The sequence below is a fragment of the Acinetobacter sp. 102 genome, assembly GCF_037028485.1.
Lineage (GTDB): Bacteria > Pseudomonadota > Gammaproteobacteria > Pseudomonadales > Moraxellaceae > Acinetobacter > Acinetobacter higginsii.
In genome coordinates this window covers 12364-30940 of record NZ_JAZEZK010000001.1, presented here as the reverse complement: position 1 = coordinate 30940, position 18577 = coordinate 12364, and the positions used below count along the sequence as shown (strand labels likewise).

The 18577-nt window shown below is 42.2% G+C and carries 15 protein-coding genes; 7 read left to right on the top strand and 8 right to left on the bottom strand.

From position 1 onward, the window contains the following. Positions 1 to 86: 86 nt before the first annotated feature. The 4 genes from tig to WA352_RS00125 all read left to right on the top strand — a co-directional run bounded on the left by tig (position 87) and on the right by WA352_RS00125 (position 4599). The gene (gene tig / locus WA352_RS00140; protein WP_005318089.1) at positions 87 to 1418 is read left to right on the top strand and encodes a trigger factor; all 1332 of its coding nucleotides are present in this window, start codon (positions 87 to 89) and stop codon (positions 1416 to 1418) included. 352 nt (positions 1419 to 1770) lie between these two features. Further along, positions 1771 to 2376 carry an ATP-dependent Clp endopeptidase proteolytic subunit ClpP gene (gene clpP, locus WA352_RS00135; protein WP_004775790.1) on the top strand — a complete coding sequence of 202 codons (606 nt, stop codon included), beginning with the start codon at positions 1771 to 1773 and terminating at the stop codon, positions 2374 to 2376. Positions 2377 to 2418: 42 nt separating this feature from the next. Further along, a complete protein-coding gene (gene clpX / locus WA352_RS00130) occupies positions 2419 to 3729 on the top strand; it encodes an ATP-dependent Clp protease ATP-binding subunit ClpX (protein ID WP_004804224.1) in 1311 nt (436 codons plus the stop codon). Positions 3730 to 3882: 153 nt separating this feature from the next. Then, the gene (locus WA352_RS00125; RefSeq protein WP_033134121.1) at positions 3883 to 4599 is read left to right on the top strand and encodes a DUF2846 domain-containing protein; all 717 of its coding nucleotides are present in this window, start codon (positions 3883 to 3885) and stop codon (positions 4597 to 4599) included. A 14-nt stretch (positions 4600 to 4613) separates the two neighbouring features. On the opposite strand, the gene WA352_RS00120 is transcribed toward WA352_RS00125, so the two are convergent. From WA352_RS00120 to WA352_RS00110, 3 genes are all read right to left on the bottom strand, one after another. Then, positions 4614 to 5156, bottom strand: a complete 543-nt coding sequence (locus WA352_RS00120; protein ID WP_033134120.1) for a DUF2059 domain-containing protein — start codon at positions 5154 to 5156, stop codon at positions 4614 to 4616. Positions 5157 to 5263: 107 nt separating this feature from the next. Continuing rightward, on the bottom strand, positions 5264 to 6790 hold the full coding sequence (locus WA352_RS00115; protein WP_033134119.1) for a fumarate hydratase: 1527 nt from the start codon (positions 6788 to 6790) through the stop codon (positions 5264 to 5266). A gap of 148 nt (positions 6791 to 6938) precedes the next feature. Next, the gene (locus WA352_RS00110; protein ID WP_033134118.1) at positions 6939 to 7799 is read right to left on the bottom strand and encodes an AraC family transcriptional regulator; all 861 of its coding nucleotides are present in this window, start codon (positions 7797 to 7799) and stop codon (positions 6939 to 6941) included. 183 nt (positions 7800 to 7982) lie between these two features. On the opposite strand from WA352_RS00110, the gene WA352_RS00105 reads away from it, so the two are divergent. Both WA352_RS00105 and WA352_RS00100 read left to right on the top strand, forming a co-directional pair. Further along, the gene (locus tag WA352_RS00105; protein ID WP_033134117.1) at positions 7983 to 8897 is read left to right on the top strand and encodes a DMT family transporter; all 915 of its coding nucleotides are present in this window, start codon (positions 7983 to 7985) and stop codon (positions 8895 to 8897) included. Positions 8898 to 8947: 50 nt separating this feature from the next. Beyond that, positions 8948 to 9556: a class I SAM-dependent DNA methyltransferase gene (locus WA352_RS00100; RefSeq protein ID WP_033134116.1), complete on the top strand. Its 609-nt coding sequence runs from the start codon at positions 8948 to 8950 to the stop codon at positions 9554 to 9556. Positions 9557 to 9609: 53 nt separating this feature from the next. Here WA352_RS00100 and pta read toward each other — a convergent pair whose 3' ends face one another. From pta to WA352_RS00085, 3 genes are all read right to left on the bottom strand, one after another. Further along, on the bottom strand, positions 9610 to 11745 hold the full coding sequence (gene pta / locus WA352_RS00095; protein ID WP_005201102.1) for a phosphate acetyltransferase: 2136 nt from the start codon (positions 11743 to 11745) through the stop codon (positions 9610 to 9612). Between the two features lie 29 nt (positions 11746 to 11774). Beyond that, positions 11775 to 12950 carry an acetate/propionate family kinase gene (locus WA352_RS00090; protein WP_033134115.1) on the bottom strand — a complete coding sequence of 392 codons (1176 nt, stop codon included), beginning with the start codon at positions 12948 to 12950 and terminating at the stop codon, positions 11775 to 11777. A gap of 295 nt (positions 12951 to 13245) precedes the next feature. Continuing rightward, positions 13246 to 14511, bottom strand: coding sequence for a glutamate-5-semialdehyde dehydrogenase (locus WA352_RS00085; protein ID WP_033134114.1), 1266 nt, complete (start codon positions 14509 to 14511; stop codon positions 13246 to 13248). A 354-nt stretch (positions 14512 to 14865) separates the two neighbouring features. Here WA352_RS00085 and WA352_RS00080 point away from each other — a divergent pair, with 354 nt between their 5' ends. After that, the gene (locus tag WA352_RS00080) at positions 14866 to 16176 is read left to right on the top strand and encodes an alpha/beta fold hydrolase (protein WP_033134113.1); all 1311 of its coding nucleotides are present in this window, start codon (positions 14866 to 14868) and stop codon (positions 16174 to 16176) included. A gap of 59 nt (positions 16177 to 16235) precedes the next feature. On the opposite strand, the gene WA352_RS00075 is transcribed toward WA352_RS00080, so the two are convergent. Continuing rightward, positions 16236 to 17078 carry a class I SAM-dependent methyltransferase gene (locus WA352_RS00075; RefSeq protein WP_033134112.1) on the bottom strand — a complete coding sequence of 281 codons (843 nt, stop codon included), beginning with the start codon at positions 17076 to 17078 and terminating at the stop codon, positions 16236 to 16238. Positions 17079 to 17369: 291 nt separating this feature from the next. Next, the gene (gene nagZ, locus WA352_RS00070) at positions 17370 to 18392 is read right to left on the bottom strand and encodes a beta-N-acetylhexosaminidase (RefSeq protein ID WP_033134111.1); all 1023 of its coding nucleotides are present in this window, start codon (positions 18390 to 18392) and stop codon (positions 17370 to 17372) included. Between the last annotated feature and the right edge of the window lie 185 nt (positions 18393 to 18577).

Below are 18577 nucleotides of genomic sequence, written 5' to 3'. Positions count from 1 at the left end.
TTAGCATCCGATTTTGTATATCCAGAAAGTTGTCATATAATGTGGCACTTTAAAAATTGTTATTACTAACTAATATCGAGGAAGCCATGCAAGTAACGACTGAAGCGGTTTCGGGCGTTGCCCGTCGTTTAAATGTTTCTGTACCGACGAGCCGTGTTAACGAGCAGTTTGAAGCTCGCTTACAACGCACTGCCAAAACTGTGAAGATCAACGGCTTCCGTCCAGGTAAAGTGCCTTTGAACGTTGTTCGCCGTGAATATGGTGCGGGCATTTATCAAGAAGTTGTGAATGACATCATTCGCGACACAGTATTTGAAGCAATTCAACAAGAAAAAATCAATGCGGTCGGTATGCCGAACATTGAAAAAGTTGAAAACAAAGATGATGCTTTAGTTTTTGAAGCGACTGTTGAAGTTTATCCAGAAGTAGAAGTGAAAGCTTTTGCTGACTTGGAAGTTGAACGTAAAGCATCAGAAATCAACGACAAAGACGTTGATGTCATGATCGAAAACTTGCAAAAACAACGTCAAACTTGGGCTGTAACTAAAGGTATGGCGAAGAAAGACATGCAAGTAACTTTCGACTTCGAAGGTACTGTTGATGGTGAGAAGTTTGAAGGCGGTGCTGCTGAAGACTTTAAACTTGTACTTGGTTCAGGTCGTATGATCCCAGGTTTTGAAGACGGTATCGTTGGTATGAAAGCTGGCGAAGAGAAAGTTATTGATGTGACTTTCCCAGAAGATTACCAAGCTGAAAACTTGGCGGGTAAAGCTGCTCAATTCAAAATCACTGTGAAGCAAGTTGAAAAAGCAAAACTTCCAGAAATCGATGCTGAATTCTTAAAAATCTTTGGTTTAACTGAAGAAGAAGGCTTAGACAAGTTAAAAGCTGACGTTCGTAAGAATATGGAACGTGAAGTTCGCAACGGTCTTCGTAACCAAGTTAAACAAGCTGCATTTGATGCGCTTGTTGCTGCTAACGAAATCGAAGTTCCTGCTTCAATGGTTGCTCAAGAAATTGACCGTCAACGTCAACAAATGATCCAGCAATTCACTCAACAGTTTGGTGCTCAAGGTGCAGGCGCATTTGACAGCAGCATGCTTCCTGATGAATTGTTCAAAGAACAAGCTGAAAAATCAGTTAAGCTTGGCGTATTGGTAAGCAAAGTATTGGCTGACGCTAAACTTGAAGTTGATCAAGCACGTGTTAATGCTTACATCGATGACATGGCTTCTTCTTATGAAGATCCAACAGAAGTTGTTGAATACTTCAAAAATGACCAACAGCAACGTGCTCAAATCGAAGCTGTTGTGTTAGAAGATCAAGTTGTTGATCACATCTTAGCTGCAGCTAAAGTGAAAGATGTTGCGATCAGCTATGAAGACTTATTGAAAGAACAACAAGCTCGCCGTGGCTAATCTTTTAAAAAGTTGATTCAAGAAAAAGGCGCTTAATGCGCCTTTTTCTTTAGGGTTTAGAATTTTGTATTTCATTCTGATTTAAAACAGTAAGACTTTGGCTTGCAGAGCTTTAAGCATAGGTGTGAAATTCCATAAACCATGCTGTGCATCATCAGAAAATCTCCCTTGCTTAAAGTATCGATGTAAAGTCTGCAAACCCTCTGTTAGCAAAGTGTTAATTTGTCGAAAAATTGCCAGATTTTAGTCTAAATAATCGAATATTTCAGATTGAACCTTTTGCAATTTCGTTGATTATCCCTCATATTGTTGGCATAGATCGAGTCACAATAATTTAGGAATAAGTAAACGTATGTATGTTCCAACAATTGAAAATGCTTTAGTTCCTGTTGTCGTTGAACAATCATCTCGCGGTGAGCGTTCATTCGATATTTTTTCACGTCTATTACGTGAGCGTGTTATTTTCTTAACGGGTGAAGTTGAAGATAACATGGCGAACTTAATCGTTGCGCAGATGTTATTTCTTGAAGCAGAAAATCCAGAAAAAGATATTCACCTTTATATCAATTCACCAGGCGGTTCAGTAACTGCTGGTATGGCGATTTACGATACCATGCAGTTTATCAAACCAGATGTTGTGACCTACTGTATGGGACAAGCAGCATCAATGGGTGCATTCTTATTGAATGCGGGTGCAAAAGGCAAACGTTACTGTCTTGAAAATGCTCGTGTGATGATCCACCAACCACTTGGTGGTTTCCGTGGTCAAGCTTCTGATATTGAAATTCACGCACGTGAAATTCTGTTCATTAAAGAGCGTTTAAATCGCTTAATGGCTGAACATAGTGGTCAAGATTACGAGACCGTTGCACGTGATACAGATCGTGATAATTTCATGACGGCACAAGCAGCCAAAGAATATGGTTTAGTCGATGAAGTGCTAAGCAAACGTCCCTGATTTTTTAGGACCTAAGTTTAAGATTTAAGTTGTGGAGTAAATATGTCCGAACATCCTCAAGGACAAAAACATTGTTCATTTTGTGGTAAGACGCAATCTGAAGTTGGAAAATTGATTGCTGGTGAGGACGCATATATTTGTAATGAGTGTGTAGATGTCTGCTTAGATCTCGTTCAAACCAGTCAACAAGTTGAAGCAGGTGATTGGGCAACTAAAGCCCTGCCAAAACCACACGAAATACGTGCTGCCTTGGACCAATATGTGATTGGACAAGATGTTGCGAAGAAAACCTTATCTGTTGCGGTCTATAACCACTATAAGCGTTTAAAAGTAGGCCAGTCGACGCATGGGCATCAAGAGATTGAAATCGCAAAAAGTAATATTTTGCTGATCGGACCGACAGGTTCAGGTAAAACATTACTTGCACAAACACTTGCGCGTTTGCTTGATGTTCCATTTGCGATGGCAGATGCAACCACTTTAACCGAAGCTGGTTATGTGGGTGAAGATGTTGAAAACATCGTGCAGAAGTTATTGCAAAAAGCTGATTATGATGTAGAAAAAGCGCAAAAAGGCATTATCTATATTGATGAGATTGATAAGATTACCCGTAAATCTGAAAATCCTTCAATTACCCGTGATGTATCTGGTGAAGGCGTACAACAAGCATTATTAAAAATGATTGAAGGTACGGTTGCCTCTATTCCACCACAAGGTGGTCGTAAGCACCCGCAGCAAGAATTCATCCAGATTGATACAGCCAATATTCTGTTCATTTGTGGTGGTGCATTCTCTGGTCTGGAAAAAATCGTACAGCAGCGCCAAGAGAAAGGTGGGATTGGTTTCACTGCAGATGTGAAGAATAAAGATGACAGTAAAAAAGTCTCTGAGTTGTTCCGTCAAGTTGAAGCAACGGATCTAGTTAAATTCGGTTTGATTCCTGAATTTATCGGTCGTTTGCCAGTGATTGCAACTTTGGAAGAGCTGGATGAAGAAGCATTAATGCAGATTCTGACAGAGCCTAAAAATGCATTAACACGCCAATATCAATACCTATTCACCATGGAAAATGTAGATCTTGTCTTTGAAGAGTCTGCATTACGTGCCGTGGCGAAGAAAGCACTTGAACGTAATACCGGCGCGCGTGGTTTACGTTCTATTCTGGAAAACGTATTACTTGAAACGATGTATGACTTACCAAGTCGTACGGATGTGGGTACTGTTATTTTGAATGAAGCTGTCATTAATGGTACGGCTAAACCAACATTCAAAGCAGAGCGTTTACCACAAGTGGGTACGCCAGAAGCAACTGAAAAGAAGGATTTGAAGGTGATTGATTCTAAATCAGCCTAATTCTCATTCATCTAAAAAAGCATGAAAGGCTTGGCTTTTCATGCTTTTTTTATTTGCAATTAGGCGTTGAGATGTTAATCTTAAAAAATTGAAAAAATGTGCATAGTTTTGCGCTGTTAAAAATAAATCCAAGAAAACGCCTTGAGGGATGTCATGCGTTATTTAATATTGTCATTATGTTGTGCTGGGGTATTGGCTGGCTGTCAAAGTCATAAGACAGTTGAAGAAAAACCAACCGCACTGACTGCAACCTTACCAGCTGTCGATACTGAAAAAGAACCAGGTCTATTTGATCAATATCATGTGGGTGGCTTCTCTGTTGGTGGTTGGGTTAATCAAAAGTTAGGCCAATATTACGCACCAATCAAACCGCAAAATGAACAAGCTGCGGTGGTCTATTTATATCGTCCAGATACACGTTGGAACCGTCAGGAAATTGCTGCGGCCAATTTATTTATCAATGGGCATCGTATTCCGAGTTTATTACATAATCATTATTACTGGGTTGAACTGCCTGCTGGAACTTATCGTTTGAGTGTAAGCCGTCCATTGGCTGGATTACATTTCCAAAAGCCGAAATATCTCGACTTTACAGTGGATGCTGCACAGACCTATTTCATCAAATATGATGAGGAAAATAAGATTTCTCGTAGCGAGCATACAGGCCCATTTATGATTACGCCTGACAAGGTGGCGCATCAGGAAATCGCATTCACACGGTTAAAGTCTTCCAGCTATAACTTTGTCGCTCAAGATGCATCGGGCAAGGTTCGTTCAAAACCTCAAGAATTAAAACCAGAAAAGTACGATGAAAAGTCAGAAGTGCATTTGGTTAAGCCATTTAAGCTTTGGAATCCATTGACTTGGTAGGTTTGCTTGAGCAGTTACTCATCTTGAATTAAAGGTTTAATGATGGTGAGGAACTGCTCTTTTAATTGCGAGCTCTGTTCTGGATCATTTAGGGTTTTTTGGCTTAAATTACTCATGTACTGAAAAACATGGGTACTGATTTGCAATGTTTTTTGATTGATCGATTTACCTTCAGGTGTTTTTAAGAATTTCAAATAGGCTTGTATTTCTTCTTCGCTCAGGGTGTCTGCATAAATCTTCTCTATTGCCCGAATAGTCTCGGGGCGAGCAAAGACTTTTGAACTGGTTTCTTTTAATAATTGGCTCAATTCCAACACAGCAAGATGTTCTTGTGTTGTGGTGAGTGCTTCTTTTCCTAAGACTCGTAATAAAATATTTTCAGCTTCAAGATCAAGTGTCGGCTGCATTTCATCGAGTGAGGTATTTAAAACATTTTCGAGCTCGCTCAGTTTGATCAGTTCTTTGACGGATTTACTTTGGGCGGGAGTTGCAAAAGCACTTTGTATGCTACCGAGAAGGCAAAGTCCAATCATTAGGTTGAACATGTATTTATTCATCTATAGACCGCCTTATTGTTCTCGTCTTTTTTATAATTTAGCAGAAGCAGTAGGCAAAAAAATAGCCAAATACGATGATTCGGCTATTTGAATTGTATGAATATTATTTATGACGCAGCTGCATCAACCACTGGAATCTTACCGATTTTTGCTTGCCAGATTTTTGGTGCAGTGGCATGGATTGAAGTACCATTGACATCAACCGCAACAGAGACAGGCATATCTTCAACCACGAATTTGTAGATTGCTTCCATACCTAAGTCTGCAAAAGCAACCACTTCAGCCTCACGAACTGCTTTAGACACGAGGTAAGCAGCACCACCCACAGCCATCAAATAAGTTGCTTGATTGTCTTTGATCGCTTCAATTGCAGCAGGACCACGATCCGCTTTACCAATCATACCGAATAAGCCAGTTGCTTCTAACACTTGACGAGTGAACTTATCCATACGGGTTGCAGTTGTTGGGCCTGCAGGACCAACCACTTCATCACCCACTGGATCAACTGGACCCACGTAGTAAATGAATTTACCTTTTAGATCGACTGGAAGTTCTTCACCATTATTTAACATGTCGACCATGCGCTTATGTGCAGCATCACGACCTGTATAAATCGTACCATTCAATAATAATGTATCGCCTGGCTTCCAAGCATTCATTTCTTCTTGAGTAATGGTATCCAGATTTACACGCTTCGATTGAGAAGAATCCCACGTTACAGCAGGGTAGTCTTCAAGTTTTGGTGCTTGAATATGTGCAACACCAGTACCATCTAACTGGAAGTGCGCGTGACGGGTCGCAGCACAGTTCGGAATCATACCCACTGGCTTACCTGCTGCATGACATGGGTAATCCTTGATTTTAATATCAAGAACTGTGGTTAAACCACCAAGACCTTGTGCGCCAATACCCAACGCATTCACTTTCTCGAAGATCTCGATACGGAGTTCTTCCATTTTGCTTTGTGGGCCACGACGAAGTAATTCGTCCATGTTGATTTCTTCCATAAGTGCTTCTTTTGCAAGCATCATGGCTTTTTCAGCAGTACCACCGATACCAATACCGAGCATACCTGGTGGACACCAACCTGCACCCATGGTTGGAACAGTTTTAAGTACCCAATCCACGATTGAATCAGATGGATTGAGCATCGCAAGTTTAGATTTATTTTCTGAACCACCACCCTTCGCTGCAACGGTAATATCAACTTTATTACCAGGAACGAGTTTGTAGTGAATCACGGCAGGCGTATTGTCTTTGGTATTTTTACGACCAAAAGCTGGATCTGCTAAAACAGAAGCACGCAGTACGTTTGAGTTCTCTAGGTAACCTTGGCGTACACCTTCGTTGACTGCATCATCCAAGCTCATGCTTAAATCAAATTTAACATCTAAGCCGACTTCAAGGAAAACGTTAACGATCCCTGTATCCTGACAGATTGGTCGGTGACCTTCAGCACACATACGTGAGTTGATAAGGATTTGGGCAATAGCATCTTTTGCAGCTTTGTTTTCTTCACGATCATAAGCACGGCTCATCGCTTGGATGAAGTCTTGTGGGTGATAGTAAGAAATAAACTGCAGGGCATCCTTGATTGATGTAATCAAGTCATCTTGTTTGATGATCGTTGTCATATCAAATTTCTCTTGAGCGGGCGATTAGCTGGCGGGCTAAATTATATGACAAAAAGGAATGAATGTGGGAGTTTTAGCTTAGATTTGGCTAAAGGTCTAAAGTGATTTTTCGATCTAAATTGCAGCAACAAAAGATGTGCTTTGGATTTTAGTTTTTTCTCAGTTGAGATGGGCTATAGCCAAACTGTTTCTTAAAGCGATGGCTAAAATGGCTGCTTGAGCTAAATCCATATTGCACTGCGATCTCAGTCAGATTCGCTGCGGTCTGTTCAAGTGCTTGATGAGCACGCTCAAGACGGCGTTGCATCACATATTGATGCGGTGGCATCTGCATCGATTGTTTAAACATATGCGCAAAATGATATTCACTGAGTTGCGCTTGCTGAGCCAGATCAGATAAGGTCAGACTCAAATGGAGATGTTGATCAATCCATTCTAATAACTGCTTAAGTACATAAGGCGAGAGCCCCCCTTTGACTTCAGGTGCTTGCCATTGCGCATGACTATAATTTTTAATTAAATGGTTGAGTAATAGCGTTGTCGCCGTACTCATTTGCAAATGGTTTTCACGTTCTTGCCATGCACCATTGAGTAAAAAATGCCGATAGATCATGGAAATTTGTGGGTCAGCCACAAAAATTTGTGGGTTTAAAATGATTTGGCTCGGTTCCCGATCCCAAACTTGTTCCGCCACACGTTGTAAGTGCTGTTCAGTATAGTAAAGATGTACAAAGGTGAGTGGATCACGTAAGTCCCAAGTGGACTCGAAATCTTGTGGCATCAGGCACATACGGTCAGGGCCACCGCCATTGTGCCAGCCTTGCTGGGTTTTTTGATAGCTTTCATAACCGCCCTGAATATACATACTCAAAGTGTGGTGATTGCTACAGACGCTGACACGGTCTTGGTTATTGTGCCACATGGCCAACTGCATACCCGAACCCAGTTCTACCGAGTCGAGCAATTGCGCTTTATATTGCTGTAATTGATCTAGAATCTGATATTTCATCTTCTATACGCAGTGCCAAATATGATCCAGTTTAGTGTAGAACTTTCAGCCAGTTTTGTCATCTGGTCAAAAAAAATCTAGAAAAACGCAAATCCATGACAATCACCGCAAGATGGTGCAAGTAATCATGACCGCAAAAGCAGCAAAATAGTCGTCGAGGTAATTGAGTTTGGTTCTAATGATATGAATGCGCTGTTATATGCTTTGGTTGTGGTGATTTGGGGCACCACATGGATTGCGATCAGTCTGCAACAACAAAGTGGGATATCAGCCAGTGTTGCGGTGTTCTGGCGTTTTTTTATTTCTGCAATGGTACTATTTGTTTTCGTCGCTTTGAGCCGAAAGTTGCAGAAACTAGCAGGCAAAGATCATCTGTTTTGTATGTTACAGGCCTGCTGTATTTTTGGCTTTAACTTTGTCTGTTTTTATTATGCGGTGCAATATATCAGTAGTGGTTTAGAGGCCGTGATTTTTTCCATGGCGGTGATTTTCAATACCATCAACGCTAAGCTCTTCTTTGCCCAGCAAGTATCAACGCGCTTTTATCCTGCGGCATTATTGGGGGTGCTCGGGATTATTGCCTTGTTCTGGCATGACGTGGTGGGCACCACTTTAAACAGCAATACATTGATTGGTATTGGACTATGTATTTTAGGGACTTATGGTTTCTCTTTGGGCAATATGATCAGTACACGCCATCAAAAACATGGGTTGGATATTTTTACCACCAATGCTTACGGTATGTTGTATGGCTCACTGCTGATGGCCTTGATCTCATGGTTTAGACAGGATGAGTTTTTTCCAAGCATGCAATTCAGTGCAATCAGTGCTTTACTGTATCTCGCGATCTTTGGTTCGGTGATAGGTTTTACCGCCTATTTCTATTTGGTCGGACGGATTGGTGCAGGTAAAGCGGCCTATAGCACCTTATTATTTCCTTTGGTCGCACTGGTGATTTCGACGGTATGGGAGGATTATCACTGGCACATGAATGCGGTGATCGGGGTGATTTTGATCCTATGTGGGAATGCGATTTTCTTTGTAAAAGGACCGCAAACCAAGAAAATTCAGACATTAAATAAGCCAGAATCTTGTTAAGATTTTGCTCAATCGCTTTAAAAAAAGAATGACTCATAATAGGCAATGACATGGTACAGGAACATCTAGCGCAGCATATTATTGAACTCTACCAGAAGCATGCTCGTGAATGGATTGAATTACGAGGAAAGCTTCTGTCTGAGAAGGTCTGGCTCGATCGTTTTCTCAGTCTGCTGCCAAACTCGGCGCATATTTTAGATTTGGGCTGTGGTTCAGCGCAGCCGATTGCTGCCTATTTTATTGCTCAAGGACATCAGGTAATAGGTGTTGATGCTTCGGAATACATGATTGAAATGGCACGGCAGTCTTTCCCTGAACAGGTCTGGGTGCAGCAAGATTTTCGGGAGTACTTTACTGAACACAAGTTTCAGGGGATTGTTGCGTGGGATAGTTTCTTCCACTTCACCCAAGATGATCAACGTAAGATGTTTAAACGTTTTGCCGAATATGCACAATCAGGTACTGCTTTAATGTTTAGCAGTGGGCCTGCACAGGGCGAGGCAATTGGTGAACTCAGTGGGGAGCCACTGTACCATGCCAGTCTCTCAGCAGAGGAGTATCAGACTTTGCTGCAAGACAATGGGTTTAAGCTGATTAAAATGATTGCTGAAGATGTTGAATGTACCGGACATACGATCTGGTTGGCTCAATACCGCTAATGAAAAAGCCCTTTCAATCTAAAGGGCTTTTTTATTTCAATCGAATAGTGAATTTAATCCTGCTGCTTCGCCTGAATCGCAGTCAAGGCAATGGTGAATACAATATCATCGACCAAAGCACCACGAGACAAGTCATTCACAGGTTTATTTAAACCTTGTAGCATTGGGCCGACACTCACCACATTGGCAGCACGTTGTACCGCTTTATAGGTGGTATTACCTGTATTTAGATCAGGGAAAATAAATACATTGGCACGTCCTGCTACTTGCGAGTCCGGTGCTTTTTGGCGACCGACACTTTCAACCGAGGCAGCATCGTATTGTAATGGCCCATCGATGAGTAAATCTGGACGACGTTGTTGTGCGATTTTAGTCGCTTCAGCTACTTTCTCGACATCTGCACCAGTACCAGATGTGCCAGTAGAATAGCTGATCATGGCAATGCGTGGATCTAGACCAAAGGCCTTGGCTGAATCTGCCGATTGAATCGCAATCTCAGCAAGTTGTTCTGCATTCGGATCTGGGTTAATCGCACAGTCACCATAGACATAGACTTCATCAGGCAACAACATAAAGAAAATGGATGAGACTAGTGAGTAATTCGGAGCGGTCTTAATCAGCTGGAATGCTGGGCGTACGGTGTTGGCAGTGGTATGAATCGCACCAGATACCAAACCATCGACTTGATCGAGTGCCAACATCATGGTGCCGAGTACCACGGTATCTTGCAATTGTGCTTTGGCTTGTAGTGCATCAAGCTTACCTTTACGCAGTTCTACCATCGGTTCGATATATTGATCACGAATAGTATCCGGGTCAATAATTTGTAAATCATCGGGCAACTGAATACCGCGTGCTTTCGCCACTTCGGCAACCGATTCAGGCTTTGCCAATAAAATACACTGTGCAATGCCGCGGGTTTGACAAATCACAGCCGCTTGTACGGTACGTGGTTCATCACCCTCTGGCAGGACGATACGTTTTTTTGCAGCAATGGATTTCTGTACCAACTCGTAACGGAACGCTGAAGGCGATAAGCGCGGATGTAGGTTGTTCTGGGTATGTTGATCCAGCCAATTGCTATCCAAATGACTCGACACGAAACGGGTGACTTGCTCTGCACGTTCAGTATCATCAATTGGAATTTCATTGCCAAAGCGATGCAGCAGTTGTGCTGTTTCTAAGGTATCTAAAGGCGTGTGTAAGATTGGGAGCCCTTGCTTAATCGCACTTTGGCAGAACTCAAGCACATTGCTTGCTGGCGCAGCTTGCTCGGTTAAAACCAGACCCGCGAGCGGCGTACCATTACTGCTGGCAAGACTGGCTGCCAAGATCGCATCGGTGCGTTGTGATGCGCTAATAATCAATTCACCCGCAACGAATTTATGCAGTTCAGACTCGATATTCGAGGCAATTAAACTGGTATGCAAAATACGCCGTTGCTTCGCTTCACCTTGATGTAACCATGTACCATTGATGATCGAAGCAATATCTAAACTACGTGGCACGCTGAGGGTATTGCTGAATGGCACCAATCCAATAATCGGGAGTTCATCGGTGCCCATAAAGCGGTTATAACGTTGTAATTCTAAGGCAAAAGCATCGATGTGCTGGTCTAGGCGTAGACTTGGATCAAGTGTGACCGGAATTTCGGCCGTGCCCTCAGGCAAGCCTTTGGTTCGCATAAACAACACGCCTGTGGTGCGTGCCGAAGCTGCACCACCAAATTGACGTAAATGTGCATCGACTCTTTCTGCGGTTTTACGTGGATCAGCTAAATCTGCGGTGCTGACCAAAACCACTTGTGCATCCAGTGCTTGTGCGAGTGCAGCATTGATTTCACTGACAAAATGATCTTGTCCATTCGGAACCAAACCTTCAACGATAATCACATCATGATCAGCTGAAATTTGACGGTGTAGTGCAACGGCCTCCTCAAGGAGCTCATCTGTTTCGCCCAAGGCAATCAGTTGAGTCAGTCTTTCGTAGGTGATTGGCTCGGCAGATTTATGCTGAAATAAATGACGATAGAGTGTCGTGGTACGGTCAACCGTAGTGTCTGCTATTTGAGAATAGGGTTTTAAAAAACCCGCATTGATCCCTTTGCAATCTAGTGCATAGATCATACCTAAGCAGGCTGAAGTTAAGCCAACACCTTCACCTGTGGGGATGAGTAAAATCGTATTCATAGTGACCTTAAATTTTTTTAATAGGTTGATTAAGCTGTTGGTTCAAGTACTTGACGGGTTTCTTTGGCAATACGACCTTCTTCATCAGTCGGAATCACCCAAATTTGTGGACCTGTACCATCGTCGATACGACCTTCACTACCGCGAGCCAAGGCATCATTTTTCTCTTTACTAAATTGAAAACCGAAATGTGCTAAATAGCCTAAAGTCTTTTCACGGACATAAGCCGAATTTTCACCAATACCACCTGTAAAGACTAAACCATCCAGATGGGGTAGACCGCAACTCATCGCTGATAACGATTTGGCGAGGCGATAGCAGAATACTTCAATGGCAAGGGTTGCACCATCATGACCATTTTCAGAGGCTTCAACCAAGGTGCGCATATCATTGGATAAACCAGATAAGCCCAATAAGCCACTTTCTTTATTGAGCATGCTGTCAATTTTTTGGATATCCCAGCCGAGGTTACTGGCAAGGAATAAATGTAAGCTTGGATCGACATCACCGCTACGCGTACCCATTACCACACCTTCAAGTGGCGTCATACCCATAGAAGTATCGACACTATGACCATTCCATACTGCACAAGTCGAACTGCCATTGCCCAAGTGTGCACTGAGCCAGCCACCTTCATTTTTATGACCTGCCAATTCGCTGGCACGTTCGGTCACATAGGCATGGCTAGTGCCATGAAAACCATAGCGACGAACTTGGTGTGCTGTATATAAAAATTGTGGTAGGGCATAGCGATAGGCACGCTCAGGCATGGTTTGGTGGAAGGCGGTATCGAATACAGCAACCTGAGGCAATTGAGGGAATAAGCGCATGGTGGCTTCAATTCCAATCAAATGGGCTGGATTGTGCAGTGGTGCAAGAGGTGTCGCTGCTTCAATACGCTCAACCAGTTCTGGCGTGAGTAATTCTGCTTTGGTGATGTCGCCACCGTGAACCACACGGTGTCCAATCGCCTGCGGGTTATAGTTCGCTAAACGAGCCAATAATGTTTCAAGGGCTTTGGCGTGATCTGCATAGGGAATTGAAAGTTCCAGTGGTTCGCCACCCAGTGTAACCCCTTTAATACGGGCATCTGCAGCGCCCAGGTTTTCTGCCAAACCATAAATACGGTCTTCACGACGTTCCGAGACGAGCGCGTATTTGATTGATGATGAACCACAGTTAATTACTAATACAGATATAGCCACGTTTGAACACCTAACAGATTTTAAATTTTATGATGAACACTTTGATCTTGCTGCAACGCATGAGGCAGGGGAATCAAGCGCAATGTTTTAACATGGGATGTCGTCTTGGCGAAGATAGACTTTAGCCTATACGACCCGTTTATAAATCAACCTATTCAGTATAATTAGGAAATGAGTCGTTGTTTTGATTGATCTGTTGGTTTTATCATTATTTTTGTATGCAAATATATAAAAACACGATAAAGATCAAGTGAATGGCCTTTATCGTGTTGTTGTGTTCAAGTCGTCAATGCTGTTATTGACGGATTTGACCATCACCAAAAACGATCCATTTCTGTGAAGTTAAGCCTTCTAGGCCAACTGGACCACGGGCATGGATTTTATCGGTTGAAATGCCGATTTCTGCCCCTAAACCATATTCAAAGCCATCAGCGAAGCGGGTTGAAGCATTGATCATCACCGAACTTGAATCCACACGCGCCAAGAACTCACGGGCTAGACTAAAGTTTTCAGTAATAATCGCATCGGTGTGGTGTGAACCATACTTATTGATATGCTCAATCGCTTCATCCATACCAGTGACCACTTTAATCGCAAGAATTGGACCGAGATATTCGGTATACCAATCCTCCTCTGTCGCCGTTTTCACGGATACACCTAAAATACGTTGGGTTTCAGCGCAACCGCGTAATTCAACCTGTTTTTCAGCATAAAGTTCGGCAATGCGTGGCAAGAATTCCTCAGCAATCGCTTCATCGACCAATAAAGTTTCCATGGCATTACACACACCATAGCGATGCGTTTTGGAATTGAGCGCAATCGGTAAGGCTTTTTGCAAATCCGCTTGTGCTTCAACAAATACATGGCAGTTGCCATCTAGATGTTTAATGACTGGAATACGTGCTTCATTGCTGATTCGTTCGATCAAGCTTTTACCACCACGGGGTACAATCACATCCACGAATTCAGTCATGGTAATCAGGTGACCCACTGCCGCGCGATCAGGGGTATCAATCACTTGAACCGCATGTTCTGGCAAGCCTGAAATCTGTAGACCATGTTGGATCGCAGTTGCGATGGCCTTATTGGATTCAAGTGCTTCTGATCCGCCACGTAAAATAATCGCATTGCCTGATTTTAAAGCCAATGATGCTGCTTCAAGGGTAACGTTCGGTCTTGATTCATAGATCATGCCAATCACGCCTAAAGGCACACGCATTTTTCCAAGTTGAATCCCTGACGGACGATAGGCAAGATCGGTAATCTCTCCAATCGGATCAACCAAGGCAATCACATCTTTGAGCCCTTGCAGCATACCTTTAAAACGAGCAGGGGTAAGTTCTAAACGATCGAGTAAAGCAGTGTCCAATTGACGTTGGCGACCACTGTCCATATCGATTTGATTGGCTGCTAAAATTTGTGCTTGATTATTTTCCAAAGCCGTATAAATTGCAGACAAGGCGTGGTTTTTCAAATGGGTCGATGCACTCGTTAAAACACGAGACGCTTGACGCGCTTGAGTACCAACCTGTTGCATGTAGTCTTGAATAGAGTCTTGCATAGCATTTTGATATTTGCATGTATTTATAAAGATAGTAACAGTCAAATGCTGAACAATGAATAGGCTGAACTGACAATTCAAAAAATTATCAAGCGTTAATTGGCACAAAAGTTTTTATTTTAGTGCGATGAAGATATTGAATATAAAGCCAAGATTACATATTTTGCAAAAGATTAGTGCTTTAAACAAGATAAGTGGTTAAGGAAATGATTGCGTATAAAACGTGCATATGTATAGAATGAAAAAGTATAGGATAAATGTAATACAAATTTTATAAATTTGTTAACTTGCAAGTTGAATTCGCTGAAAATGAGATGCTTGCAACAAAAAAATAAACAAGGATGGAGGAAGGACATGAATTCCATTATCCAAATGGACTCGGATATAAATCATACCTACACAGGCTTTGGTTTTTTCGACATTTACAATAAAAACAGTTTTAAACAGCCAGCGCGTACCACGTGGATCGATGGTTGGAAAATTGAATATATGGCAATTGCAGATCCGAAAACGATCTACAACACGCCGATTGTAATTGTCGGGGGCGCATTTCAAAATTTTAACTCTTATAAGTATTGTGTTGAGCAACTCTTTGAGAGTGGTCCCGTTATTCTCATCGATTTACCGTCAATGGGAGCGAATCAACAGATTCGTAATGTTGATACAGGTGAATCTGCTGGAATCTTGGAGCTGCCTGAATTATCTAAAATGCTTGGTCAATGGCTCGATATTGTTGGACTTGAGAAAGTTTCAATGATGGGGATGTCGCTAGGTTCGGTGGTTGCATCGTCATTTGCACACCAACGTCCCGAATTGATTGACCGTATGGTATTGATGGGTGTGATGCAGAAGACGCGTAAAAGTTGGCGGATGCTGCTGGAAGAATCATTGCATTTAATGCGCGAAGATCGCATGGATGAGTTTGGTCAAGCGGTGATCCTATATTTAGTGAATCATGCCAAGCTTGATAAAACTCGCATGTCGCCAACAGCAAAGCGTTTATTCTTTAGGCAAATGGCAGAATTTAGTGCAACTGAACGTGAGCGTTATGAAATTAACTGCAACCGTTTATTGCGTTTAAGTGATGTGCCAGTACCCCAATGTAAAACTTTGGTGGCTGCTGGACAGTACGACAGTTTTACTTTACCGCATGAAAATGCTGATTTTGCTTTGCAATGCCAAGACATGCAGTTTGCTTTAATTGCAAATGCAGATCATGTACCACAATTGCAGCGCCGTAAAGAAACCATGAATTTGTTTACCTCATTTTTGAAAGGGGAATCTATCGATAATCTGGATGGTATTATCCCGATGACGCGTGAACAAATGCAAAAAATTGAACGTCGGGGTGAAGAACGTATTGCTGTGTTGCAACCACAGACTAAATTGACTCACCGTCATTTAGTGACTGAAGTGGCAGTGAATGTTGTCGATATCACCTTCTTTGGTGTTTATTTAAAACTTAATGATCTTGAACAGCTTGATTTTGTTCGCCAACATCCTCGTGATTTAGCACTACATTTAGCTGATGAAGAAGGTGAGTTTAAAATTGAATGTTTAAACTTTGATGCAACTGAGCAAGGACTGCGCATCTTGTTTAAACATGGCAGTTTTGAGATTGCTGATCGTTTAACGCGTTTTATTGAGCGCCAAAAACAAGCTTAATGAGAACCTAAGATTTGAAAAGGGAAGTGGTGATTAACCACTTCCCTTTTTTATGATCCCTATTTATTGCTCGCCTGAATCACCCAGACCAAGTCACCTAAATGCTGCTGCGTATTTTCTAAAGTTGCTTGTTCAAAAAATTGTTTCGGTTGCAGAACTTCAACTTGATTAAAGCCTGCTTCTTGAAAGAAATTCTCGACCTCGGCTGGGTTTTTAAAATGAAAACTAAATGCACTGCGTGACATCCATTTTAATAAACGGCTGCTGTTCCAGATGATCGTTGCTAGTTTGTTTTGGGTGGGTTCTGGGTAGATGTCTGTTAAATAATGCAGCTCTTTAAAGTTTTGACCGTAGTTGGCAATGGCTTGAATGAGTTGCTGTAACATTGGTTTTTCAAAGTAATTGATGAGTCCTTCACTAATAATCACCAATGGGCGTTGAGGATCAAATACTTCAAATGCAGCAGCAAAGGCATCGGTAAATAAGTCGACAGACAGAACTTCATCCACATGACTTTCAATTTGTTGTAGTGCAGCTTGTTTGGCCGCTGCCATATCGGGTAAATCCAGTTCACGGTATGTGATATTTGGATAATGTTGTCTAAACCACCAACCGCGTGGCGATAGACCACATGCAATTTCAAGCACTTGTAAATCAGGATGTTGCTCAATTAATTCTTTTAAGTGGCTATCCAACATGCGGTGTCGTTGTTTTAGTGTGGTACGCATGCTACCGCCGACATATTTTTCTGCCCAGCTTTCAATTGGATGAACTAAGGCTGCCAGTGTTTTTCCTTTTGCTGTTGCCAGTGCTGGGTGTGAGATCCCCATTTGATACCAGATATAGCCAGTGTAGTGTGCGGTAAATGAAATGTGGCGATGTTTCGAAAGTTGTTGTGTCATCTGTCCTAGACTCTATTTTTCCTAATTGGGATATATAAAGTTAATCTCTTTTTTAAAAATTGAGATTTTTCTACTAAATCCGATTTTAGGTTTGTTATTTACTACCGTAGGGCGGCATGGATGCCGCCGTTGGGCTGGGGTTACAAGGATGTACCCTCAGCCTAACAAAGGATTTTTGCTTACTTTTCATCCCTGAAAAGTAAGTCGAGCCGAAGGCAAAATCTTTCAATCAGATGAGCACTCGGCAAGATTCCATTATGCTAATAAAATAATGAAAAAATCTAAGTAAAGTTAGAACGAATTTTTAAACTCTTCAATGACTTTTCTGACGCTATGCCAGTTTTCATCGTCTAAAGTCAATGTGGTACCGACCTGAATATTTGGAATTTTACCGCGCATACGTTCTAAACGTTGTTGGTTTGGTAACGCTAATGTTTGGATTCCATCTAACGCGGTACATGCAGCTGCACGGTCATTGCAGACTAAGCCCATATCACAACCTGCATTTAAAGCGGCTTGAATACGTGCATCGGCACCACCTGCAACACACGCAGCTTGCATACTCAAATCATCTGAGAATAGTACGCCATCAAATTTAAGCTGCTGACGTAAGATTTCTTGTAACCAGAACGGTGAGAAGCCTGCTGGATTTGGATCGACTTGATCATAGATCACATGGGCTGGCATGAGCGCATCAAGCTGAGGCATCAACTTGATAAAGCTTTGCATATCTTTGTCATAGATGTCTTGATAAGAGCGGCTGTCAATTGCTGCTGCAACATGCGAATCCGCTTTGACTGAACCATGCCCAGGGAAATGTTTGCCCGTCGTTGCCATACCTGCTTTTTTCATACCACGCATAAAGGCATCAGCTAGTGGCACGATGTCTTGCATGTTTTTGGCAAAACCACGATCACCAATCACATCACTCACGTCATTCAGGTCCAAAACAGGAGCAAAGCTAAAATCAATCCCGACTGCGAGGACTTCAATCGCCATTAACCAGCCACATTGTTCAGCCAGTTCAATCGCTTGTTGTGGTTGACTTAGGTAATGTTCACCTAGACGTCCCATCGCTGGAAGTAAGGTAAAACCTTGTCTTAAACGTTGTACTCGGCCACCTTCCTGATCCACCGCAATGAGGATCTCAGGACGAATTTGACGCATATGGTCGGTTAAGGCACGGACTTGTTGAGGGGATTCAATATTCCGTGCAAATAAAATCATGCCGCCGACTTGCGGAGCTTGTAATAGTTCAATATCTTCTTGAGTAAGTTCTGTGCCAGCAATATCTAGCATCAACGCGCCGATCATAAGGATTCCGTTAGAATTTTGATGAAAAATTTGGTGAAAAAAACGATAGCTAAATTGTGCAATGATTTGCTACATTTTGTCAGTACAGAATATGATAAAACTACATGATATTGATGATAAGTGCTTGTTGGTTATTTATTTATAATGACCGATGAGTTTTACCTGTAGCGAAGTGGTTGAGTGAA